This window comes from Nocardia exalbida NBRC 100660, assembly GCF_000308575.1.
Lineage (GTDB): Bacteria > Actinomycetota > Actinomycetes > Mycobacteriales > Mycobacteriaceae > Nocardia > Nocardia exalbida.
Genome location: NZ_BAFZ01000051.1, coordinates 26,447 through 49,492 on the forward strand (window position 1 = coordinate 26,447; position 23,046 = coordinate 49,492).

At 63.5% G+C, this 23,046-nt stretch carries 19 protein-coding genes, 1 tRNA gene and 1 pseudogene; 13 read left to right on the forward strand and 8 right to left on the reverse strand.

The window, feature by feature from the left end:
• Positions 1-41 precede the first annotated feature (41 nt).
• The 5 genes from ON29_RS11545 (at position 42) to ON29_RS11565 (ending at position 4,638) form a co-directional block, all read left to right on the forward strand.
• Entirely contained in the window at positions 42-767 is a 726-nt protein-coding gene (locus tag ON29_RS11545) for a GNAT family N-acetyltransferase (RefSeq protein WP_040866258.1), read from the forward strand.
• A 990-nt stretch (positions 768-1,757) separates the two neighbouring features.
• Complete coding sequence (locus tag ON29_RS11550) at positions 1,758-2,942, forward strand: cytochrome P450 family protein (protein WP_245548912.1); 1,185 nt, start codon at positions 1,758-1,760, stop codon at positions 2,940-2,942.
• A 100-nt stretch (positions 2,943-3,042) separates the two neighbouring features.
• Positions 3,043-3,660 carry a TetR/AcrR family transcriptional regulator gene (locus ON29_RS11555; protein WP_040866214.1) on the forward strand — a complete coding sequence of 206 codons (618 nt, stop codon included), beginning with the start codon at positions 3,043-3,045 and terminating at the stop codon, positions 3,658-3,660.
• Positions 3,657-4,460 (forward strand): SDR family oxidoreductase, encoded by an 804-nt coding sequence (locus tag ON29_RS11560; RefSeq protein WP_040866215.1) that lies wholly within the window; start codon positions 3,657-3,659, stop codon positions 4,458-4,460. The genes ON29_RS11555 and ON29_RS11560 overlap by 4 nt, the downstream gene beginning before the upstream one ends.
• A gap of 104 nt (positions 4,461-4,564) precedes the next feature.
• Positions 4,565-4,638: transfer RNA gene (locus ON29_RS11565), tRNA-Pro, on the forward strand.
• A gap of 44 nt (positions 4,639-4,682) precedes the next feature.
• Here the strand turns inward: ON29_RS11565 and ON29_RS11570 are convergent.
• Positions 4,683-5,546, reverse strand: a complete 864-nt coding sequence (locus ON29_RS11570; RefSeq protein WP_051175107.1) for a tyrosine-type recombinase/integrase — start codon at positions 5,544-5,546, stop codon at positions 4,683-4,685.
• A 934-nt stretch (positions 5,547-6,480) separates the two neighbouring features.
• Between ON29_RS11570 and ON29_RS11575 the strand changes: the two genes are divergently transcribed.
• From ON29_RS11575 to ON29_RS34630, 6 genes are all read left to right on the forward strand, one after another.
• The gene (locus ON29_RS11575) at positions 6,481-7,572 is read left to right on the forward strand and encodes a hypothetical protein (RefSeq protein WP_040866216.1); all 1,092 of its coding nucleotides are present in this window, start codon (positions 6,481-6,483) and stop codon (positions 7,570-7,572) included.
• Positions 7,573-8,313: 741 nt separating this feature from the next.
• On the forward strand, positions 8,314-9,357 hold the full coding sequence (locus ON29_RS11580) for a serine/threonine protein kinase (protein WP_174371808.1): 1,044 nt from the start codon (positions 8,314-8,316) through the stop codon (positions 9,355-9,357).
• On the forward strand, positions 9,354-10,010 hold the full coding sequence (locus tag ON29_RS11585) for an ABC-three component system middle component 2 (RefSeq protein WP_063825296.1): 657 nt from the start codon (positions 9,354-9,356) through the stop codon (positions 10,008-10,010). Before ON29_RS11580 ends, ON29_RS11585 begins: the two co-directional genes overlap by 4 nt.
• Entirely contained in the window at positions 10,007-12,130 is a 2,124-nt protein-coding gene (locus tag ON29_RS11590; protein WP_217999133.1) for a hypothetical protein, read from the forward strand. The genes ON29_RS11585 and ON29_RS11590 overlap by 4 nt, the downstream gene beginning before the upstream one ends.
• Positions 12,131-12,429: 299 nt before the next feature.
• Positions 12,430-13,314 (forward strand): DUF4365 domain-containing protein, encoded by an 885-nt coding sequence (locus ON29_RS34625; RefSeq protein WP_157172747.1) that lies wholly within the window; start codon positions 12,430-12,432, stop codon positions 13,312-13,314.
• A 306-nt stretch (positions 13,315-13,620) separates the two neighbouring features.
• The gene (locus ON29_RS34630) at positions 13,621-14,433 is read left to right on the forward strand and encodes a restriction endonuclease (RefSeq protein WP_083863380.1); all 813 of its coding nucleotides are present in this window, start codon (positions 13,621-13,623) and stop codon (positions 14,431-14,433) included.
• A gap of 941 nt (positions 14,434-15,374) precedes the next feature.
• On the opposite strand, the pseudogene ON29_RS11600 reads toward ON29_RS34630, so the two are convergent.
• Positions 15,375-15,959: pseudogene (locus tag ON29_RS11600) on the reverse strand (aldehyde dehydrogenase family protein); the annotation flags it as partial.
• Between the two features lie 57 nt (positions 15,960-16,016).
• Here ON29_RS11600 and ON29_RS33785 point away from each other — a divergent pair.
• Positions 16,017-16,343: a hypothetical protein gene (locus ON29_RS33785; protein ID WP_157172748.1), complete on the forward strand. Its 327-nt coding sequence runs from the start codon at positions 16,017-16,019 to the stop codon at positions 16,341-16,343.
• An 810-nt stretch (positions 16,344-17,153) separates the two neighbouring features.
• Here the strand turns inward: ON29_RS33785 and ON29_RS11610 are convergent.
• The 5 genes from ON29_RS11610 to ON29_RS11630 form a co-directional block, all read right to left on the reverse strand.
• Positions 17,154-18,017: an alpha/beta fold hydrolase gene (locus tag ON29_RS11610; RefSeq protein WP_040866219.1), complete on the reverse strand. Its 864-nt coding sequence runs from the start codon at positions 18,015-18,017 to the stop codon at positions 17,154-17,156.
• A 61-nt stretch (positions 18,018-18,078) separates the two neighbouring features.
• Entirely contained in the window at positions 18,079-18,912 is an 834-nt protein-coding gene (locus ON29_RS11615) for an alpha/beta fold hydrolase (RefSeq protein WP_040866220.1), read from the reverse strand.
• Positions 18,913-18,947: 35 nt separating this feature from the next.
• Positions 18,948-20,402, reverse strand: a complete 1,455-nt coding sequence (locus ON29_RS11620; RefSeq protein ID WP_040866221.1) for a class I adenylate-forming enzyme family protein — start codon at positions 20,400-20,402, stop codon at positions 18,948-18,950.
• 3 nt (positions 20,403-20,405) lie between these two features.
• Positions 20,406-21,305, reverse strand: coding sequence for an alpha/beta hydrolase (locus tag ON29_RS11625; protein ID WP_040866222.1), 900 nt, complete (start codon positions 21,303-21,305; stop codon positions 20,406-20,408).
• Positions 21,305-21,979 carry an enoyl-CoA hydratase/isomerase family protein gene (locus ON29_RS11630; protein ID WP_245548913.1) on the reverse strand — a complete coding sequence of 225 codons (675 nt, stop codon included), beginning with the start codon at positions 21,977-21,979 and terminating at the stop codon, positions 21,305-21,307. The genes ON29_RS11625 and ON29_RS11630 overlap by 1 nt, the downstream gene beginning before the upstream one ends.
• A 108-nt stretch (positions 21,980-22,087) precedes the next feature.
• Between ON29_RS11630 and ON29_RS36985 the strand changes: the two genes are divergently transcribed.
• A complete protein-coding gene (locus ON29_RS36985; protein WP_245548914.1) occupies positions 22,088-22,243 on the forward strand; it encodes a hypothetical protein in 156 nt (51 codons plus the stop codon).
• A 41-nt stretch (positions 22,244-22,284) separates the two neighbouring features.
• Here the strand turns inward: ON29_RS36985 and ON29_RS11635 are convergent, their stop codons facing one another.
• Complete coding sequence (locus ON29_RS11635) at positions 22,285-23,034, reverse strand: SDR family oxidoreductase (RefSeq protein WP_051175109.1); 750 nt, start codon at positions 23,032-23,034, stop codon at positions 22,285-22,287.
• Positions 23,035-23,046 lie beyond the last annotated feature (12 nt).

Here is a 23,046-nt window from a genome sequence, read left to right on the forward strand (position 1 = left end):
CTAACGTTCTCGGGTCGGACGCTGTTGTGGAGGAGTGCGCGGTGACCACTGAGTCGACCATCGACGTCGATACCTCGCTGCACCCGCTGGACGACCCGGTGCGGGCGTCGTTGCGCGGCGAGCACCGCCGGTTCGCCGGCTGGGTGGGGCGGATCGGCCGCTACGACCCGGAGGTCGCCCGGTTCGTCGGCCACCCGCCGGTGCTGGACGAACAGGACTGGGCCGACCTGGCCACCCTCCTCGGACCGGGCGGCAGCACCGCGTTGCGCGGCCACGGCCACGTGCCCCCGGACGGCTGGACGGTGCTCGACGAAGTGGACTCGGTGCAGATGGATGGCACCGCCCTGCGCGTCGCGCACGACCCGGAACTGGAAGTCCTCACCGCGGCGGACGTGCCCGAGATCCTGGCGCTGATCGCCCGCACCGAACCCGGCCCCTTCGCGCCACGAACCATCGAAATGGGCAACTACCTGGGCCTGCGGGTCGGCGGCCGACTGGTGGCGATGGCCGGAGAGCGCTTGCATCCGCCCGGCTGGACCGAGATCAGCGCCGTATGCACCGACGCGGACTTCCGTGGCCGCGGCTTCGCCACACGCCTGGTCCGCGCGGTCGGTGCGGGCATCCGCGCGCGCGATGAGACACCGTTCCTGCACGCGCTCGCCCGCAACGCGACGGCGATCGGTTTGTACGAGACGCTCGGGTTCACGCTGCGCAAACGTTCGACCTTGACGGTCGCGCAGGCGCCGCCCGTCCGTCGCATGCCATGATGCGCGGCGGCTGATGCTGCGTCGCAGGTCGCGGAGCACGTGATTGCCCCATTCACGGGACGCGCGGCGCCCGAAGCGAGTAGTTCACCACGCATGCCGTTCTGTCGGGAAATGTTCGGCTGGACAACGCCGATCGACTTTCACCCCACCTCGGCGGCCACCGGTATGTCGCGCGATAGCGCCGTGTCGCCCGCTGATCGCCCGGCCGAGAATTCGACGTCGGTAACCACCTGACTCCAATAAGAGCGGATGCGTCGATCCGCGCGTTTTCGACCGGCAATAAGTTCACGCACATTTCACGTCCCGTAAAGGAAAATGTCGTGTCGGATCGAATTCTGTTCCACGGCGGGCCAACCGGGCGCGGGATCGGCGACTCGACCGACGACACCATTCAGGATGACCGAGTCATACCCGAGGACCGATTCGCCTGGAACCGACCACCGGGCTCTGACCGAGCAGGCCCTGATACGGCGGTGGCAGGGCACGCCAACGTGCCCGGTTGACGTTCCCGGCGGCGCGAGACCAGTTGTGCCGCTGCCTCTGCCGGATGGTCACCAGATCTTTGCCGTCTCAGATAGTTCGCGCTGCGAACGATGACGGAGCTGAGTATGCTTCCTCAAAGTTAGTCGAATTACGCTGCGATCGAACACTTTTGGTAGACCGGTCGGTTCGACGGCCGGGTTGGATCGTGGCGCCGAATGCCGGCGACGTACGCAGGGGAGTTCAAACGTGTCGAGGTGGCACCGGACACACGGATCGCCAGGAACGGCCTGGCCGGTAGGCCCGCGACTATTTTCGCCTCTCGCGTGTCACCGGCCGCTCCCCCGCACCTTCCTTCGGTAGCCGACCCGGCTATTCGCCCAGAGTCGATCCGCCTACGCCAGAGCTGCCGTGCGGATCCCGGCGTCGATTTCACATCCCGTTCCAGGAGCTTGTCTTGATTATTTCCCCACGTCTTGTATTGCCCTTCGATCGCTACGGTGCGCGCGGGTGAAGCTGTATTCCGACGAGTTCGCAGCCGACCCCCACGCGGCATATCGGCGGATGCGCAGCGATCACGGCCCGGTCGTCCCGGTGGAGGTAGCGCCGGAAGTGTCCGCGACATTGATCATCGATTACCGCACGGCGTTGGACGTTCTCACCGACTCCGCGCATTTCTCGGCCGATCCGAGCGAGTGGGAACAAAGCGCGCCGACGCGGTGTCCGGTGCCGTGGGCGATGCGGTGGCGGCCGGACGCGTCGCGGACGGCGGGAGACGAGCATGCCCGCTACCGGAACGCCGTCACCGCCGGCCTCGATCGGATCGATCTGCACACACTGCGCGACACGGTGGAACGCACCGCCGTGTCGCTGATCAACGGTTTCTGCGCGGCCGGATCGGCGGATCTGCTCAACGAGTACGCGATCCCGCTCACCGTCCGGGTACTGGAGCAGGTGCTGGGGTTCCCGCCCGAGGTCCGAGAGGACGCGTACACCGCGATGATGAGCCTGCGCCACGCCGTCGACGCGGCGTCGGCGGAAGCGGCGCATCGAACGCTCAGCGCGGCGATGCTCGAGGTGGTCTCGGCCAAACGGGCCGCACCGGCGGGAGACGTGGCCTCCTGGCTGGTCCAGCAGCCGGCGCGGCTGAGCGAGACCGAACTCGTCCATCAGATGGCCATGCTGTACACGACGGGCGCCGAACCGACATGGAATCTGATCGCGGGCACTGTGCTGCTGCTGGTGACCGATGAGCGGTTCGGCGGCGAGCTGCTCGGCGGAGCACTGTCCACTCGCGACGCGATCGACGAGGTGCTGTTCAGCGATCCCCCCGCGACCAATTCCTGTGTCAGATATCCGATTCAGCCGCAAATCGTCGGGAATGTGTGGCTGCCGCAGCATCAACCGGTGCTGATCGGCTTGGCGGCGTGCAACAACGACCCCGCAGCGGTGGCCGGTGACCGCCAGGGCAACCGTTCCCACTTGGCCTGGGGCGCCGGCCCGCACACCTGCCCCGCACAGTCGGTCGGCATGGTCATCGTCCAAGAGGCGCTCGACCAACTGCTGGATGCGCTGCCGGAGATCCGACTGGCGATCCCGGCTGCGGAAATGAAGTGGCTCCCGAGCTCGTTCCACCGCGCACCGGCTACGGTCCCGGTCACCTTTCCGGAGTCCCCGCCCCTGAGTCTTCTCTGAGCCGGGCGCGAGGGTGGTCTGTTGCACTGCGGACCACCCACTACTTTTCATCTGTCTAAAACAATTAGCCATTTGTAAAACCGGGACTACCCTGGGGCAGGTGCCGACTCATCGCACCCCGGATCCCGCCCATCGCGTTCGCGACGCCGGACGCACCAAACGCTGCCTGCTCGAGGCGGCCTTGGACGAGTTCGCCGCGAAAGGTTATGCGGGGGCACGGGTCGGCGACATCGCCGACCGGGCCGGCGTCAACAAGCAGTTGATCACCTACTACTTCGGGGGAAAGGAAGGGTTGTATCGAGCGCTCCAGCAGAGCTGGCTGGAGCGCGAGGCCACCTTCAGCGATCCGGCCCTGCCGCTGGCGGAGGTGGTCACGAGCTATCTGCGCGATGGGCTGCGCGATCCGCGCGGCATCCGACTGCTCATGTGGCGGGGATTATCCGATGCCGCGCCGTCGGGTGAGCAGCCGACCTCGGAGCACGATCTCGCCGAGACCAGACGCCGTCAGGAGCGCGGTGAGATCGCCGCCGACCTCGACCCGGCCGCCTTCCAGCTCGCGGTGATGGGCATGGTCGTCGCCCCTCTGCTGCTACCGGTCCAGGTGCGCGAGCTGTTCGGCATGGAAGCCCAGACCGCGGAATTCGAGCGACACTACGGCGAACAGTTACGCCGGATCCTGACCCATCTCACCGATTCTCGTTCCGAAGAGATTCCATGACCTACCTTGTCACCGGCGTTCGCGGCATCGTCGGCCGAGCTGTCGTCGATCAACTGCGCGCGGCCGGAAAACCGGTGCGGGCGGCCAGTTCTCGGCCCGCCGACACCACCGTGCCGGACGGTGTCGAACTCGTCGGGCTCGACCCGACCGACCCCGGATCGGTCACTACCGCCCTCGCAGGTATCGAGAAAGTCTTCTGCTACGCCGCCGCCGAGGGCATCGATAACTTCATCGACGCCGCGAAGGCCGCCGGAGTCGCCCACATCGTGCTGCTGTCCTCCATCGCGGCGGCGAACGGGCACAATCCCATCGGCGCAGGCCATCTCGCGGTGGAGAACCCCCTGCGCGCATCCGGACTGCCGTTGACCGTCCTGCGGCCGGGCGCCTTCGCCGCCAACGCCCGCACCTGGTTTCCCACCATCAGAGCCGACCGCGTCGTCCGCGTTCCCTTCCCGGGCCTGCAACTGACGCCGATCCACGAAGACGATATCGCCGCCGCAGCCGTCACCGCCCTCGACGACCCGTCCCACGCGGGCAAGATCTACCCCCTCACCGGCCCCGAATCCCTGTCGCATCGCCAGCAGGTCGCCGCCATCTCCGCCGCCTTGGGCGAGCCGATCGAACTGATCGAGCTGAGTTACGAGGAAGCAGCCGACATCTACTTCCGCCCAGTCCTCGATATGTGGGCCGAAGCCGGAACGGAGCCGAGCCCGGTGGGCCCCACCTCGCAGTCGATCACCGGCACACCCGCCCGCACCTTCGCCCAGTGGGCGGTCGACCACGTGAACGACTACCGCTGAGAACATACCTATCCCCCTCCACCCCGCACCCCCTCTGACCAGGCGATTAGCACCGCTCCAGCCTCGTGCGGTAATCTCTTCGAGCGCCCGCACAGCGGACGCAACGGGCTGTGGCGCAGTTTGGTAGCGCACTTGACTGGGGGTCAAGTGGTCGCAGGTTCAAATCCTGTCAGCCCGACACAGAAAAATCCCCTCCGACCTGCATCGGAGGGGATTTTTTCCTTACGGTACCGCCCGCAGAGTTGGGGCCAATCTGGGGCCAGACTTGCCCCGCAGGTGCCGCGACAGCTGATTGCCGTCCTCCTGCAATGCCGCGATATCCGGGTGTAGGTACCGCTGCGTGATCCTGGGATCAGTGTGCCCGGCGATCCGCTGAAGCCGATGCAGCGGAACCCCGGCATCCGCGAACCATGTCAGCCCGGTATGCCGGAGATCGTGACGCCGCAGATGCTCATATCCGAGCTTCGTCACAACCTCGTCCCAATGGGTCGCATCCCGCAGCACTCCCGTTTGGATGCGACCTCCCCGAGGCCCGACGAACAGCCGAGCATCCAACAGCGCCTCTCGCCGCTGCTTCTCGCTCGCCTCCTGCGGGCCACGTTCAACGCGGGCGCGCGCCTCGTTGATCCGCCTGAGGATCAGCGGACGAATCTCCTCGATCAACGGAATCGGACGTGACCGCTTGCCCTTCGTGCCCTTGTCTTGCAATCCACCCGGCCCCGGCGTTGTCTGCCGCCGCAACGTCCACACCCACTGCTCGGTGTCGATATCCCGGACCCGGCAACCCGAAACCTCCCCGATCCGGGTCGCCGTGCAGGCCGCGAACATCACCACATCGCCCCAGCCGCGAAATCGGCCGGCCGATGCTTCCGTGAGCGCCGTCGTCAACTGCTCGAGCGTGGCCCAATCCGGCAACGCCAACGCGCGCGGATCGTCGAGCTCGTCCTCGCGCCGCGCCAGCTGCCGACGCCACCCGCTCACGTCGACCCGGTTGCGATCGATCACTTCGTCGCGCACGGCTTGATCCAGGATCCGCGCCAGTGGATGCTGGCCGCGCCGCAAGCCACAGCCCGAAGCCGCCAGCATGGTGGCGCTCGGCGCAGCCCGCCGAGTTCTACCTACTCGCCGGCAGCCGCGACGAGTTCTGCCTGCCCTGTCGAACGGGCGACGGCGTACGGCCCTTTACCGCCACGACATTCATGCACCAAGCGGCCGACCTGTTCGTGCTTCCACCCCGAGAACTCGGTTCCCGCTGCCGCCTCGACCCGAGCCGATTCCCTCCTGGTGGCCGCGCCGAGCGTCGCGCCACTCGTCTGCTGGACCGTGGCGGCCAATTGGTCTGGCACAAGCCGGGCTTCGCCCCGGCAGAGATGTGGGCGAAGTGGTGGTTGGTATTTGCTGACCGTGTCGCTGCGCCGGTCACCTGGGAGCCCGAGAATGCCCGCCATCCACTGCTCGTGCTAGGCCTGGTGGACGCCCGTCCCTGGTGGCGGCGTCTGCTCAGCTAGCAGCGACGCCAGCTCGAGCAATGCGACGCCCATGCACGAGAGGGGACAATGCAGAAGGCCGAGCCGCCGACCGGCAGTGCCAGAGAACAAGCGCCAACCGGGCGTTGCGCTGCACAGCCGCAACGGCCGAGGCGGCAGCGCGTATCACGGGGTCGTAGCCAGCCCAGGTGGGCAGGTAGCGGCCCCGTTTCGGTGCGGCCGAGATGATCGTGGACCCAGTGCCCGGTTCGTGGGCGTGCAGGGCGTTGAATCTCACGGCAACCGCCGCACGATGGGCAAGTCACAGCCGCTATGCGGGTTTGGCGGGTTGTGTAGTGCAGCAACCCGCGCGGGCGACCGGTTGATTCATTGCTTTCAATGAGGCTCGGCAACGTCCATGCCGAAAATCAGCGAGCGCTTTCGCCACCACAGTTGCGGAGGCCGCAGGCAGCGCCCGCCGTGACGACGTCGCGTGGTCTGTCAAGGGGCGCAAATCTACCGCAATGGCTTCGTGTACGTTATCGTCCGCAGCTGTGGAACCCGAGGCCGACCCGTTTGCCGGGATGACAAACGAACAGCGCAAGCGCATACAAGAACGCATCATGCTGGAGTTCGTCTACCACCCAGACCACTTCGCCGTGATCCAAGAGCAGGAGCGCCCCGACTTCGCGCTCGCTTTCCGCGATGACTCCAAATGCTTCGGTGTCGAGGTCACCCAGCTGTTTCCCAACGAGACATACGCGCGGCTTCACTCGATGCCCGGATACATGCAATCGCTATGGGACAAGACTCGATCGCCAATCAAGGAAGACGCGGCTGTACTTGACGTGACCGATGTAAGGGTCACAGGCCCTGATGGAGTCGTCAAGTACGAGGCCATGCCTGTCATCATCACCAAGCCCCATACGCGCGCGGACTTCCACGCTGGATTGGCGAAGATCATCGAGCACAAGTCTGGGCTAGATTACGACTTCAGTGACTTTTCGCACATCAATCTCGTCGTCCTCGACTGGTTCCACGTGGATTTCAACGCGCAGAACTACTCGACGGACTTGCTCCTCAACAGCAGGGTCCGTTCTGCCTTGCGCGCCACGCCATTCCGCGAGGTCCACCTGCTCATCTATGACACCGGCCCCGACGGCAGGTCGGCCGAACCCGCGGCGGAGGAATCGGTATCGCCAACTCACCGGCGTCAGCCCATTCTCAAGCGGGTAGCACTAAAGAAACTCCTGCTTGTCGAGCAGTTCTGTTTGGCCTATCTGCTGATCACCGAGCGCATGGCAGGAACCGGCCGCGAGCAGGACGCTGCCTACATCAACGAACTCACCTGCGGCTTAGTGACCCGATCCCTGGGGATCGGCACCGCCGTAATCCTGAGAGGCATTCCGCACGTCCGATTCGGCGCTGCTGCGATTGGACTGTCTGAAAGTGGCATTACATTGCTCGATGACGAAGACTGGCCCCTGACGAATGCCGAGCCCGCCGACATTGCTGAGCGCTTGCTACCTGAGCAGGAGACAGAGTTGAGAGAGAGCCTCGCACGGCTTGCATTTATGCCAGGTACCTCGATGGACACGCACGAACCACCTTCGCGAGCACGTCTCCTGCGGCATCCGCCCGACTAGGAATGATCAGCGACCTTCCGCGTGCGAGGCGGGGAATAAGAGCCTAGTGCTGGACTCAGCCTGGCACTGCGTTCGCGGTGGCCTCCATAGCGACCCCTGAACCGACAAGCGCAGTTGCGGACAACACGGCCTTGAAGTTGCGAGAACTGATCATCCCCATCACCTTCCCTCCTGTGCGACCGACCCGAAATCGGGCCGCCAAACGCGGAACGAGGTAGAGCATCACAGCCAACGCGAACATAGGCAGTGCCAGAACCGGGCTAACCCGGCTCAATCCAGCTACGGCAGAGTCTATCTCATGGACCTTCAACTCATCCGGGTACCTCGTCGGTGTTGCCACGCAGGACTCCTTCCTGGCCCTATCGAACCATGCTCAGAGCCCCTTCTAAGAAGCGGGGAACCTCAGTGCGCCTAACCGACTAAGCCGCCGGAAAACCCGGCGGCCCTCTCGCGTATGCCATCGACATCGTGACGCACCTGATATCGCCACACGTCGGCGGACGGACGCAAACCCACCGTTCGGCGGAACACACGCAGATCTCTGACGGATCCACGCACGATCCCCGCAAGCGGCGCGGTGCACCGTGATCATGCCGTACAGGTTCCGATTTCATGGTGGTGATCGTCGGTAACGTGCTGTACTGATCAGTCGATGGGTTTGACGAACGGCACGCTCTCAGCCGAGCCGTCTGATTACTAACCAGGGGGATGTGGTTGACGATGTCGCAAGACACTGCCCTTGTGGCGGAATCATCAGCCGCGGGAGTGCCTGCTGGCGAGGCACGCATCAACTTCGCCGCGCATCAGGTACGTGCCAACGCGCATGGTGCCAGGCAGGACTTCGAGGAAATGATCGGCCAGCTGGTCCGAGCGGTCCGACCAGGAGTGGTGGTGCCCAGGGTGGTCGCGGCGAATCCTGGCGATTGGGGCATCGATGTCTTCGTCGGCGACCTCGGCGGCGCGGTGACGGTATGGCAGTCGAAGTACTTTTTCCCGGAAGTTACCAAAAGCCACCAAGCAAAGATCCGCGAATCCTTCGACTCGGTTGTCAAAAACGCCGCGAAGGAGGGCTTCACGCTGGCGCAGTGGATCCTGTGCGTCCCGTCGAGCATGGACGGTCCCACCACCAGTTGGTGGGACAGGTGGAAGAAGAAGCAGGAGCGCGAGTTCCAGATCGTGGTCGAGCTCTGGGATGAGACGGAGTTGCGTAGCTTGCTGATCTCTCCTGATGCCGGGGCGGTGCGCAGGCATTACTACGAGCCAGTCCAGGCGGCACGGCCCGGAGCTGAGGTCGTTGGCCTTGCCGACGAGGACGCCGACAGGTTGGAGACGGCGCTGTTCGTCCGCCAACTGCGGGAAGCTGGCCACGTTGAAGTCACGTCGTCCAAGCAACAGTTCTTCAACGCCGAACTCATGGCGCGGGAGGTAGTGGACAAGGGTGTCCCCGTCGAAGTCGCTGCGCTCGCATCGGCCGACGCCGTAGTGCACAGTCTGTGGGAGGACCACTTCAACGAGGCATGCCAAGCCCACGAAGACGCGCGTCTGCCTGGTTTGCACAAGTCGGTGATGGGCGAAATCCGGGCGCAGCACGCGACCCTGGGAGCTGGTCTCCCAGGCGGTCCTGTACACACCTGCGGATTGATGCACCGTGTGGTCGACAACCGCAGAGCAGGCTGGGTAAGGCACTGGCGTCAGGTCGCCGATGAACACGGGCGGGCCGACGAGGCGCAACCACTCGATGACACCACCAGCGCGTCCAAACCATCTGCGACGGAGACGTCATGAAGACACCTCATGTTCTCGCCGAAGATGCCAGAGATCCCGCACCGGTGGTCGTGCCCGAGGACGACGTCGTCTTCCGTCTGGCGCAGTTGCTTCTCCTGCTCGCGGCGTTGCAGCGTCTGCGACAGCCTGGTATCTCGTTGGAACGGTTGGGCTGTTACGACTTTTTGGTCGCCAACCCTCTTCTCGTGCTCACCGATGAGGACGACGCCGACCGCAAGCGCCTGCTGATGGCTGGCTTCGATGGTCGCGCATTGAGCTACGCGAGTCCGGCGCACCGCTTCACCACACGCCGAGAACGTCTCCAGCATGATCTGGCGCTGCTCATCGCCTACGGTTTGGTCGCGCCCGCCGTTGACAAGAGCGTCCTATACCGGATCACTCCCGCCGGGCTGGACCTCGCAGGGAGGTTCACTGCCGTCTATGCGCGGTCCTACCGCTTGTCGGCGGACCTCCTCATCCGCAAGCTGGCCCGCTTGAGCGACAAGCGCCTCCGTGAAGCAATCCGTGCATGGACCACGGTAGGAGCCGACGGCCCGCGACCCGAGGCGCTCAACCTCCTCGACGCCGTCGATCTGTTGCAAGATCGCCGACCGATCGAGCCGTGGCTTGAGAGCACGGCAGCGTCGAACTCTGTCGACGGACAGGCCACATGAGCACAACAGACGAGCCGGCAGAGACCGACTCCACCAAGCCCGTACCAGCAGAGGTCGATGCAGAGCCAACCTCCGGCACACGTCTGGGACAGGGCCAGAGGCAGGGCATCCGGGTGCTACGACTTCGCCTGAAAGGCATTGATCGGGACTACGAGGTCGACTTCCAGGACAAAGAAGTGGGCGGCCCGAAGTCCCTTTCAGTGATTGCTGGAGCGTTCAGTACGGGTAAGTCCTCCGTACTGGAGTTCATCGCCTATTGTCTTGGCGCCGGAAGTCACCCCCAGCACCCAGAAATCCTGCGCAAAGTCAGGTCTGCACTGCTGGAGGTAGAACTCGGCGGCCAGCCGCACGTCATCGAGCGCGCTGTGGGCGAAGCCTCGACCGCTGCCTTCGTCCGGCCGGGACGTCTTGGCGAAATCGAAACCCCGCCGATGGAAAAGCGTGTGATCAAACCCGCTGGCGATCCACAGAGTCTTTCCAGCCTGCTGCTTTCCTACTGCGGCCTCGAGGGAGTAGAGCTGCGGGAAGCACCCACGCAGGCAGATTCCGATACCGACCCGCTCAGCATCCGAGACCTGCTGTGGCTGTGTTACATGCCCAACGAACGCCTCGATGACAAGAACCTCTTGTTCGAGAAAAGCGCTCACATGAAACGGTTCAAGCTACGTCAGGTTGTGGACGTGGTGTTCGGGGTTCACGACGACAAAGCCATCGAACTCGGTCGCCGCGTTAAGGAACTGGAAACGAGGCTGAGTCGCGCACGCAACGAGTACGACACGAACCAGGCATTCCTCGATGAGCAAGAGCTCGGTACACGTATCCAACTCGAACTGACCCGCGACGAAGCCGAGAGGGCGTTCGCAGCAACGATTCGCGCGCTGAACGAGCTGGACAGCCAGATCCGTGCCGCCTCCAGTTTCGCTACGGAGTTGCGTTCAAGGCACCGCGACGCCGCGCGCCGCGCCCAACAAGCCGCTGCCTTGCTCCGCGACCGCGAGACACAGCTGCGCAGGTTCATCCCCCTACGCGCTCAATACGCGGACGACATCACCAAACTCACGATGCTCGCCGAAGCGCGGATGCTCTTCGACCCCCTCCAGGTAAAGGTGTGTCCGGCGTGCCTGACCACTCTGCGGGAAGCGCCCCACATCGCCGACGGCCACTGCACGCTGTGCACCTCCGAGGTCACAATGCAGCAAACCGAACAAGTCGAACCGGACAACGCCCAAAACGGGAACACCCAGGCAGCCCCCACCAGCTCTGACCGTGCCATGACGGAGGCTAAGTTCGATGTCTCGTCGGAACTGAGGGCAACGAAGAGCCGTCTGGCGGAAATCACTAAATACGTCGAGGAACTCGACGCGGAGCTAGGTCGGCTGCGGACCGCCGCCGAGGTAGCCGATACCGCCGAGGCCGAACTGGCGCGCGCAGTCGATGCGGCCACTAACAAGGCCGTCAGCCCGTTCCTCAGTCAACGCGATGACCTGATGCGCCAGCAACAGGCCGCAGCCGCCAACCTTGAACGGGCACGAACCGCCATCAAGATGCTCGACAGCCTCGACCGCCGCGCCACGGCAGTCACACGACTCCAAACCGCCCTCAACGCCCTCCGCAGGGAGCTGGAACAAGCCACAGTGCAACCCGACCGAAACGACGTCATCCATCGCATCAGCGAACGGTACGCGGGGATCCTTACCTCCTGGCGGTACCCCAAACTCGAACAAGCCTTCGTCGACAACAACCTCGTCCCCCACATGCGAGGTGCGAGCTACATCCACACCTCATCAGGTGCGCGGACCTTGATCTCTCTGGCCTGGATTTTGGCCATCTTCGAGATCGCCTGGGAGACCGGCAGCGCCCACCCCGGTTTCCTCATGATCGACAGCCCCCAGAAGAACCTCGGCCAAGGCGGCGACCGTGACGCCGAGTTCGCCGACAGCGTCGCTGTTGCGGACTTCTACAAGCACCTCCACGACTGGCTGACAGGGCCGGGCGAAGGCGCTCAAATCCTCGTGGTCGACAACGCCCCACCGACCTCAGCCGACGACGACGTAGTCGTCCGCTTCTCCCGACGAGCAGACCAGCCACCATACGGACTAATCGAAGACGAGGTGGCCTGAGTCCCACGGGTGGTTCCATTTCGAGGATGTTCATGCAGGGTGAGCACGGGTGGGTCGACTCGCCCACGGACAGCCCGTCAATGAAAATGGACAGTGCCAACCGACACTCGCCACCAGGCCGTCCATGTGCAAGCCACCACCCGACAGGGCCGACCTCTCGTCTACACGTATGAGGTGTCGGCCCTTGGTGGCACACTCATCTGCACTAGCTATGCAAGGATGCTGTACGGACGGCCGGTGCTTGCCGCACAGCAGCCAGACCTATGAGGTCGCTGATAAATATCGCGATAAAGGAAATCATGACCAAGCGTCCACGCAGCCACGAGATTGCTTCCCTTGCCGTAGCTGCGGTATCCAAAATGTGGATAGAGCAGGGCGCAGCAGTCGAGGAGATCAGGAATGATTACGGCGATGATTTGCTTATTCAGACATCATGGAAGGGCGAGATGGATGAGTCGCGAATCTGGGTACAAGTAAAGGGGCACGATTACGTCACCCTCTCAAGCAAAACGCCCGCTCCCCGCTCCCTTCGAGTGAGTTCAGGTCACGCGTTCAGATGGGCAAACACCTCTGACCTCGTAGTGATTGCGCAGTGGGATGTCCACACCAATACCGGATGGTATACGCTACCTCAGTACTCTATCAGCTCGCACAGCCTACTTCAGTCCAGGCGGGAAAATATTAGCTTAAGGTTTCCCGCTGACCATATCCTCGATTCAGCGTCCGTACGGCGAATAATCTGGCAGTCAAGATTACGGAGTGCCAATCTCCTGGTATCGTCTTTGCGATTTGCGCACTTAAATAGTTTTGAATCCCCAACCAAAGAAAGTGCAGTTCATTTTCATAATGAAGCTGTAGCGGTTATCTTCATGCTGTGGCTGAAGTTGGGCGCTTCGTTTGACGACGACGGCCGTCCCTGTGGCGAGTTCCACGATCTGGTCTGCGATAGTTACGACAACCTTTGCGACCCAGACGATGAACTTCTCCGCGATCCACCAGAGAGGCTGGCTGGTGCAATAGCACTTTCACTACTTAAGAGATTGGATGATCTAGGTGAGATCCCCATTGAAGAAATCCTGCTGCTCGAAATGAGCGAGGTAATGATCGATATATACGAGGGGGCATACGCTAATACATCGGAGTGGGAGGACTATCTCCGGCACAGGAAAGCTGTCAACTACTGACTGCTGTCCTCCCAGCTCGAACTACATCGCGCGCGCCGCTAACACTGCCGCGACCTGGAACGGGGAAGCAACCTTAAACTTGCCACGGTCGGACAGGGGCATTTCATCGGGCTTGGCTGACAGACGGGTTGCGGTGCAACGTCGCCGCAGACAACCGTCCGCTACCCGACGCCACCCCGGCGCGCGGGCGGTTGATGCCGGAGAATATCGATGGGCGAGCTAGCTATGACCGCAACACACCTCACCGGCGCGCGGTCGCTGGTAACGTCGATCAGCTGACAATTTCGCAGAGCAAGGGGCTGATGCATGACCCTCATAACGAGAATATCACCTGATGACTGGAGAGACCTTGAAATCTCAGTCGCGGGCATCCTGGCCGAATGTGGTATGGCCGTGCAGCGAGGGGTTCGACTTCAACTGCCGAGGGGTCATGTGGATGTCGATGTCCTTGCAGAGGAGACGACGCAAGGTATTAAACATAGCATCATCTGTGAATGTAAGGACTGGAGCAGCAATGTGCCACAGGAGAAGGTGCATGCGTTCCGCACCGTAATGCATGAGACTGGAGCCAACCGGGGATATATTATTACGCGCAAGGGCTTTCAGAGCGGCGCGATCGAGGCGGCGGCATCCACCAATATTGAACTCGTGACCTTTGAGCAGTTCCAGGAGCGTTACTTCACAAATTGGTTCAACAGCCGCATCCGGTCGATTGAGAACTCAATAGGAAACTTCAATGTCTACTACGAACCGAGCCCCTGGGCTAAGGTGGGATATGACCTGCTCACAACCGACAGCCAACGCGCCGAGTACGACACCGTATGGAACAAGCACTTTTTTGCTGGCGCGCTGTTGACAGCCTTTTCCCCCTATCTCTACATGATTGGGAACTATCTGCCACCATCGCTGCCAATGGATGTCAGTAGAATCGAAGGCGAAGGGTTCTTCGTCCCGGATGATATAAAGGGAGCAACCGGATACCGGGAGGTATTGGCATTATTGGAGGGATACGCCCGAGTCGGGCTCAACGAACTGCGGGCTCTCAATCCACGACGAAACGGGACGCCAGGAGTTGAGCAAGTCGATGAACTGGACGCACCGGTCCCACGATCTGAGTAACCGAGCGAACAACGCTGCCAGTCGCTACCCCGAACCCGAAAAGGGTGCACCGGAGTTGTCACGCGGCCGTCACATGTCGCGCAGACGACCCGGAGGCGGACGAAACTCCTGCGGAGAGTCTTCGGCTTCACGTAGGGACACGGACGTAACCGGACCATGGGCGGCGCGGGTCTGGACCGAAGCAGCGCATGGGGACGACCAAAGGCATGCACCACGCCCCCATCACCTCTCCGCACAGGAAGCCCGGCAGAACGAGCAGATTGTTGCCGATGCCGTCGATGACGGACGCGTCAGTGGTATTGGTCGTACCTGCCGAGACCCAGCAGAACAAGAGGCGCCACACGCTACTACAGCTGGTACCGCTTCGAAAACCAGCCGCCCACCCGAAACCGCATGTCGTCCGGTTCTTATGTTCGACGTGCCCCAGCCCTAGAGTTGGGGCCGATTGACCAACGCTCGCAGGGCATCGCGATCCTTCAGAGGGGATATGTACCCACGATACCAGGCGTTTTTCAGTTGCGTGTCCTGCCGAGCACCGGTACCTGCGACTCTCTGAACCCCCTGACCGCGGCAGGTGCAGTAGACATTCCAGAGTCTTCGGATACCACGGCCCCGCGTCGGTGAACGCCTGGGCGGTCGTCCAGGTGGCCGTCCAGCGTTCGCGCAGAGGTGAATATCAGTAGTGCCCGCTGCCACGGCGGCTCGGGCGCGTCCTCGCCGCCGACTTACTTGTTTATTTCCTGTTCTCGCTGGACCCTTGTCGCGCTCGCGGCAGCCCATCGGCGAGGTCAGAGACCGTATCGATCGCGCCGACGCGGTCGGTGTATCCGGCCACGATCGCATGCGCTTGGCCTTGGTTGTCGACGATCGATCCGCCGTGGGGAGCTCTGGCCGGAGCACCGAAAACACTGTGGTGGCCCACACTCGACTCGTTGCAGGATTTAACCGCGCAGTGCGGCGGCGACGATGCCGGGCAAGGCGGCCAGACCGGGTTTGCTCGCGAAGGTTGTCATCCGCTGCAGAATGGTGGCCGCGTTGGGGTGGGTCACGAACCACGGTGGCTTCGGCGACAAGGTGAACTCGCCGTGCAGGATCGACCGTGGTGTCGGCCGGAACGGTCCGCGGAGCACGGTTCGTTCGGGTGATTCGATCAGTAACGCGTTGTGTACCAAGCCGATTCCGCTTTGGATGTCGTCGAGGGTGTGGCCTGGGAACGCGCCCCAGCTCGCCTGCGGAGTCTGGTAGCCCAGAGCGGTCCAGGCGTTGATCGCGATGGTGCCGTATCGCAGTTGCTCGATGGCGGTGTCGAAGTCGTCTCCGAGGGTTGTGATCGTGTTGGGGTGGGCGATGATGTTGACGCCGAGCGTGCCCTCGAACTCGGCATTGCACACCCGCACCGCCTCGGCGAGGAATTCCCGTGCGGAGCCGGGGAGTTCGAGGACGCTGAGTACCGGCGCGAAGTACTCGGTGTGCAGTGCGGGCTCGTCCTTGTTCGGAGACAGACCTTCGATCAGCGTCCGCGGGCCGACCACCTGCAACTCGACAACGCGACATCGAAGGAAACGAACAAGCGGATCAAGCAGTTGTTCACGATCCGGGACGCGGCGGTGCATCCGGGTTCGGAGTTCAAGGTGCCGGTGTACCGCCCGGACGTCGATGCCTCAGTCGATTGGCACTTCGGGGTGTTTACGGCTAACAACGCCGTCGCGTGCGTCGCCATGATCGTTCAGTTGATCGACCAGTTCGAACCACGACTCCAACGCGGCAGCGACGAGTTGGCCGCGTTCCGGTCGAAGGTGCGGCCCGCGATGGACCGGGTCCTCGATCAGTACGAGGCCGTGGACGGCCTCCCTGCGATCGGGCGCACGGTATACCCCCGACGGCGGAACCGGTCCCCTGCTGACACCTGAACCACGAAAAGAGGAGCGCCGCCCCACGAAATCCGACGCGAAAAGAACTCAGCGGCTGGGCTGCCCGCCTCGTCGACCTCGACCTCTTCACAGCCCAAAGGCCGAGCACACGAGGTCGGCCTCGGGCATCCGTCGAGGACAGCCTCGCCGCAGTGACGGGCGAAAGACCACCTGCCCCTTTGTATCGGCTGTGAGGTGCTCCCCCGGACAGTGCCCTCGGTGCCCGCCTCGCGAAATGCCGAACCGTCTGCCCCGAGATCGGGGTCAACCGACCGAGCCGGTCTTGGCGCGCCACCGACTGCGACGTCGACTTTGAGGCCGTCCACCACTTCCTGTCGGAGGTGTCTGGCAAGCTCTGCGATCTCAGGTATCACCGTCCCGAAGTTCGCGACACCCAACACCAGGGCTGTCCGACTTTTCGCATCGGATACCTCAACACACGCGCTACCCCCCTTGCCCGCCTACCACTGGTAACCGGCGTCGACAACCAGACGCCCACACGAAAACCGCAGGTCATCCCGGTTCCCATGTTCGATGTGCCCTGCCGAAGGCATGTCGAACATGGGAACCGCGAAAGATCAACGTGACGGCGGCGCGATGCTTAAATTCGGTAAACACCCACGACGACCAGGCGTTTTCCAGTTGCCCATGGCTTGTGTGTCCTGCCGAGGGCACCAACCTGCGACCGCGTTTCCGCAGCCCAGGGCGGTTTTTGGCGTCGCAACTTCGATTCCCCATGGGCACCAATCGCCGTTCATCCGCGATTTCGCGCACACTGGAAATGCTCAGGTCAAACAGCGCACCAGTTGCCTAGCTCTCCGCGAGGAATTGCGCGGCAATCGGTGCGAACTGCTCGTGGTACTGGAAGATGCCGCCGTGGCCGGAGTTGGGGTAGATGATCAGTTCCGATCCCGCGATGCGCCGATGTAAGTCTTCGGACAGCACAGAGGGCACCATGCGGTCGTGGTCGCCGTTGGCGATCAGCGTGGGTTGGGTGATCTTCGACAGATCCGACGGCGTTGACCGACCGAAAGCCTTGATCGCCGCGAGTTGGGATCGGAAGGCACTGATCTTGATGTCCTTGTCACGGTCGGTGGTGCGTTCCCCGAGGCGGCGCACGAACTCCTTACCGGCACGCTTACCCACTGCGTCACGGTTGAAGAACAGGAACTCCTTGGGGTCCGAACGGGTCACCGTGGCCCGCAACATGTCCCAGTAGGTGACGCCGGCTACCTTGTCCATGTCCTTGCCGCCACGCGGACCGGTCCCGGTCAGGACGAGCTTGCGTACCAGGTCCGGATGCTCGAGCGTCAGGTCCTGGGCGATCATGGCGCCCATCGAGAACGCGAACACATCGATCTTGTCGAACCCCAACGCTGCGATGAACGTGTAGGCATCATCGGCGGCCTCCTCGATGGTGGCGGGCACCTTGCCGGTGGACGCTCCGACCCCCTTGTTGTCGAAGGCGATCACGTGGCGGGTCTTGGCGATCGGGTCGATGATTCGCGGGTCCCAATTGTCCAAGGTCGCCGCGAGGTGCACGAAGAACACCACTGGGATGCCGCCTGTGGGGCCCAGCTGGCGGTAGGCGTAGGTGGTGCCGTCGGCGATCACGGTGCGAGTGGGCGCGTCGGCGTAGGACGTGATGATGGGGTCGCCGCCGTTGGTACTCATTAGGTCCTCGTTTCTTCGAAGCGGTTGCGGGGGAACAGATTCGACACCGCCGGGCAGTGTCTTAGTCTGCGAGGAACCGAAGTGCGTCGGGAACGAAGGTCAAGTGATGCTGGAATATCCCGCCGTGTCCGGAGCTGGGGTAGATCTTCAGTTCCGCGTTGGGCAGTCGGCGCGCCATGTCCGCCGATAGGCTGCTCGCCACCATGAGGTCGTCGTCCCCGTTGGCGACCAGGACCGGCACCGTGATCTGTGACAGATCGTCGGGTGCAGACTTGCCGCCGTTGACGATCGCCTCGACCTGGGCCAGCCGGGCCTGCGTCGAGATCGTCTTGTCGCGGTCGAAGGTTCGCTCCTGGAGCCGGGCGAGGTAGTCGGTCGCGGCGTGCTTGCCTTCGGTGGTGCGGGGGAAGAACAAGAACTCCCGTGGGTCCTTACGCGAGAGGAATGCCTTGGTATAGGCGATGGCGACGATGGTGCGCATCTTGGCGATACCGCCGCCACCGCGTGGTCCGGTACCGGCCAAGATCATTCGCCGGACCAGATCCGGCGCTTTGAGCGCAATCAACTGGGCGACGCCGCCGCCGAGGGAGAATCCGACAAGGTCCACCTTCTCCAACCCGAGCGCGCGGATGAACGCGATCGCGTCGTCGGCCATCTGCTCGATCGTGCCAGGGACGGCCGATCCGGAGGCTCCGACACCGCAGTTGTCGAATGCGATCACACGGTGGTGCGCCGCGATACCGTCGATCACCCTGGGGTCCCAGTCGTCGAGCACGGCGGTGAGGTGGTGCAGGAACACGACAGGTACGTCGGACCCGGCACCGAGTTCTCGGTACGCGAACGGCACCGAGTCGACATCGATCGTCTTGGTCGGCGTGTCTTTCCAAGTGAGCATTGTGGGCCTTTCCGCGATGGCCTGTGGTTCGGGATTCATGGCGTCGAGGCGTTGGTCCGGAGTGCGGCCTTGTCGAGCTTGCCGACCGCGTTTTTGGGCAGCGTCTCCATCGAGCGAATGGTCTTCGGCCGTTTGTAACTGCTGAGATTGTCCTTGCAGTGGGCAGTGAGCACTTCGAGGTCGATTGTTGTGCCGGGACGAGGTTGGACGTAGGCGATCACGATCTCACCCCACTTCGCGTCGGGGACCCCGATGACGGCGGCTTCGAGCACGTTCGGTGCTGATGCAAGAACGTCCTCGATCTCTTTCGGGTAGATGTTCTCGCCTCCGCGGATAATCATCTCTTTGCTACGACCGACGATCGTGAGGTAGCCGTCGGCGTCGAGGCGGCCGATGTCCCCGGTGTGTAGCCAACCGTCGACAATGGTGGCGGCGGTCTCTGCGGGACGACCGAGGTAGCCGCGCATCACGTTCGGCCCGCGGACGACGATTTCCCCGTCGACTCCCTGCGGCAGCGGTTGACCATCAGTGCCGATGACACGGAGCTCCTGGCCCGGGAACGGGACTCCGACGGTCCCTGCCTTCCGCGGACCGTCGATGGGGTTGATGGTCGAGCCGCAGGTGCCCTCGGACAGCCCATATGCCTCGATGATCGGGAATCCGTACCGGCGCTCGAACCTGGTGAGCAATTCGGCAGGCGCGGGGGCTGCTCCGCAGACGGCGAATCTGATCGATGAGGTGTCGGGACTCAGTTCCTCGGGCAGGGCCGCAAGCATGCTGTAGATCGTGGGCACTGCGGAGAAGTACGTGGGTCGCACCTGCTCGACGGTGTCGAAGAAGGTCCGTGGGTCGAATCGGTCGGCGATGGTGACGCTCGCTCCGACCAGGAGCGGGCAGAGGACACTGACGATGATTCCATTGACGTGAAACAGTGGCAGGAGCAGAAGGCACCGGTCGGTAGAGCCGAGTTGCAGTGCGCCGCGACCCATTCCGGTCATCGCATCGAGGTTGGCATGATCGAGCATGACACCCTTGGGAACCCCGGTGGTGCCCGAGGTGTAGATCAGGAGTGCGAGGGCATCGGGATCGTCGACGGGCTCGTGCTCCGCGACGAGGTCGTAGCGCAGATCGGACACGGCAAGTGACCTGAACCCGGGGACAGCGTCGGCGCCGTCTTCGGTGACCAGGATTCGGGCGCTGCAATCGTCGAGTTGTCGGGTGACCTCCGTGTGGGTCAGCGCCGGGTTGACGGGCGTAATCGTGGCGCCGATGCGCCATGCCGCGAACAGCAGGACGACGAACTCGACACGGTTGATCAGTCGCAGGGCGACGACGTCGCCGCTGGCAACGCCGCGCTCGGTGAGTTGGGCGGCGACCGATTTCACTAGGCGGTGCAGTTCAGCATTGGTCAGTGACTGCCTGGAATCGGAGACCGCTAGAGCTCCGGGCGCGGAGGTGCTGCGCTGATCGGGCAAGGTGGAGAACGTCATTGTTCAGGCCTTCAGGTGTCGGGTGAGGAATTCGGTCTGGTCGGCGACCACAGCCTCGAACGGCTCACCGAGGTAGATGTCGAAGTGGCCTGCGTCGTACCGCTTGATCTCGTTCTTGGGTGCGGTTAGGGCGTAGGCGATCGTCTCGTCGGGCGGTGTGACCGAGTCGTGGTCGCAGATGCAGAACAGAATCGGCATCTGGACATCTTTCGCCGCCTTACCCGGGCGGTGCCAGGTGATGGTTGGCGCGACCCGGGCAGCGACCTCGTTGACGAACGTGCCGCCCTCGGGCACGAGTGCGAGGTAGCCGGGCAGCGCGTCGGGCGCGGTCATCAGCGCCTTGTCGCCCGGCGCACCGGCGAGGGTGAGCAGAACCGGAGCCTTGCCTCTGACATGGGCGACAAGGTCGGCCGCGACGGCGGGAAGCACCCGCATCGTGCCCTTCGGGCCGAGCGCGCGTGCTGATGCGAGGCCGTCGGTGAAGGGGCACTGGGCGATCGCGGCGAGCAGCTCGGGGTGGCGGGCGGCAACGATGACGGCGTGACCTCCACCGAACGAACTGCCCCACACGGCAACTCGGGTGTTGTCGACGTCGGGTCGAGTCTTGACGTGGGCGATGGCGGCGTCCCAGTCTGCGAGCTGGCGTTTGATCGACAACAGCTGGCGAGGTCGGCCGGTGGAGTCCCCGAAATGCCGGTAGGTGAATGCCAGTGCGGCAATGCCTGCCTGAGCGAATCGTTCGGCAAACGCGTCGAGGCGCATTTCCCGGGTAGCGCCGAGACCGTGGCCGAGAATGACGACGGGCGGGTTCTGGACACCGTCAGGCAGAAACAGCCAGGCCGCGCAGGTGTCGCCGCCCGACCCGAAGGTGATGTCGTGGCGGGTGACGGTATGGGATGTCATCACTGCTCCCGCGTGGTGGTTGCGGTGGGTGCGCCGGCACCACGGGTGTTGCCGTGTTCGAGCACCTGCTCGAAGACGCCGGGCTGGTACAGCGGGAGTTCGCCGCTGGCGTCGGTGTTGGCCATGTAGTCGAGCATCAGTTCCTGGCCGATCTTCGACAGCGCGGTCGCGAGGAATTCCGCACGTTCGATGTGCAGCCCGTCTTCGAGATTCGACGAACCGCCGAAATAGACAGCGCGTTTGATCGCCGCGCGTGACGACTTGGGCCGTGCCCCGAAATATTCGGCTAGCTCGAACGCTCGATCGAGCAGTTCCTCAGGGGCGGTGACATCGTCAACGGCGCCGATCTCCAACGCCTCTGTGGGGGTGAAGGGTTTGCCGGACAGGATCGCCGTGAGGGCCCGGTGATTGCCGACCAGCCGGGGCAGGCGCTGGCTGCCACCGCCCCCGGGCATGATGCCGAGCAGGATCTCCGGCTGCCCGATGAAGTAGTCGCCGTCCGCCATGACGCGTAGGTCGTTGGCCCAGCAGAACTCTGCGCCGAGCCCCAGCGCGGAACCATTGAGTGCGGCGATGAAGATGACCCCGCTCCGGTTCATCTTCAAGAATGTCTGATGAACTCGTTCGAGCTGAACAGCCGGCCAGAGCGGACTCTTGCCGAGCACTGCCTGCATCCCGCCGACGTTGTTCACTCCCCTGGCCGCGCGTGCCAATGTCGCGGCGCCACGGACCCCGACGGGTGGCACTGCGGCGCCGCCCTCCTGTAGCCACCGGACTTCGGCGTGACTGACGAAGCGGCCGGGATGGGTGCCGGTGAAAACGACCGCGTTGATGTCGGGGTCCGCGTCGGCCCGGTCGACGAGTTTGTCGAGATGATCAGCGATGTCATTGCCGAACAGCCCGAGTGGTCCACCATCGACATGGACCAACAGCGCTGAACCACGGTGCTCGATGTCGAGGCGTCCTCGTACTTCTTCAGTCATCGCACCGTCCCTACTTCCTTGTCGCGCCGGTCCACTACTGGGCCGGCGAGCTGGGGGTAGACGACCTCGAGCGGGGCGCTGAGGCCTTGCTTGAGCTGCCGGGAACCTTCGTCGGCCAGCACCTCGTACTCGCCGGCTTCGGTGGCGTCGAAGACTTGGTTCACCAGATCCGCGGGGTCGAGTTTGGGGCCGGTGGCGTGCGCGGCCATGGGGGTATCGACATAGCCGACGTGGACTCCGACGACCTGGACCTCGGCCGGTTGCAACTCCAAGCGCAGGGAATTGGTCGACGACCACAGGCCCGCCTTGGTGGCGGAGTAGATCCCGGCGACTGCCCACCACGACAGCGCAGAGTGAATGTTGATGATCGCCGCATTCCCGCTGTGGGCGGAGAGAATCGGCGCGAATCCGCGAGCGAGGAACAGCGGGCCGAGGAAGTTGGTCTCGACGTTGCTTCGGATCTCCTCGTCGGTGTGGGTGAGGATGCCCGGCGTGGATACGGATGCGCCCGCGTTGTTGATCAGGATGGTCACATCTGGTGCTACCTGGACCGCCGCCTCGATGGATTGCTGGTCGGTGATGTCCAGGGCCAACGGGACGATGCGATCGTCGTCCCAGTCGCGTGGAGTTCGGGCTGTGGCGTACACCTTCGCAGCACCGCGAGCAAGGGATTCGCGGACGAAGTGGGTACCGATGCCGCCGTTCGCACCGGTGACGAGGACGACGGCGCCTTTGAGTGACGTCATGGTTGTGCGCGC

What these genes read in the sequence shown, in the direction of transcription:
- ON29_RS34625 (WP_157172747.1), top strand. Translation starts at nt 12,430, where the DNA reads ATGACCAAGCGTCCACGCAGCCACGAGATTGCTTCCCTTGCCGTAGCT.
- ON29_RS11615 (WP_040866220.1), bottom strand. Translation starts at nt 18,912, where the DNA reads ATGCTCACTTGGAAAGACACGCCGACCAAGACGATCGATGTCGACTCG.
- ON29_RS11590 (WP_217999133.1), top strand. Translation starts at nt 10,007, where the DNA reads ATGAGCACAACAGACGAGCCGGCAGAGACCGACTCCACCAAGCCCGTA.
- ON29_RS11570 (WP_051175107.1), bottom strand. Translation starts at nt 5,546, where the DNA reads ATGCTGGCGGCTTCGGGCTGTGGCTTGCGGCGCGGCCAGCATCCACTG.
- ON29_RS11635 (WP_051175109.1), bottom strand. Translation starts at nt 23,034, where the DNA reads ATGACGTCACTCAAAGGCGCCGTCGTCCTCGTCACCGGTGCGAACGGC.
- ON29_RS11620 (WP_040866221.1), bottom strand. Translation starts at nt 20,402, where the DNA reads ATGACGTTCTCCACCTTGCCCGATCAGCGCAGCACCTCCGCGCCCGGA.
- ON29_RS11610 (WP_040866219.1), bottom strand. Translation starts at nt 18,017, where the DNA reads ATGAGTACCAACGGCGGCGACCCCATCATCACGTCCTACGCCGACGCG.
- ON29_RS11585 (WP_063825296.1), top strand. Translation starts at nt 9,354, where the DNA reads ATGAAGACACCTCATGTTCTCGCCGAAGATGCCAGAGATCCCGCACCG.
- ON29_RS11560 (WP_040866215.1), top strand. Translation starts at nt 3,657, where the DNA reads ATGACCTACCTTGTCACCGGCGTTCGCGGCATCGTCGGCCGAGCTGTC.
- ON29_RS11625 (WP_040866222.1), bottom strand. Translation starts at nt 21,305, where the DNA reads ATGACATCCCATACCGTCACCCGCCACGACATCACCTTCGGGTCGGGC.
- ON29_RS11630 (WP_245548913.1), bottom strand. Translation starts at nt 21,979, where the DNA reads ATGCAGGCAGTGCTCGGCAAGAGTCCGCTCTGGCCGGCTGTTCAGCTC.
- ON29_RS34630 (WP_083863380.1), top strand. Translation starts at nt 13,621, where the DNA reads ATGACCCTCATAACGAGAATATCACCTGATGACTGGAGAGACCTTGAA.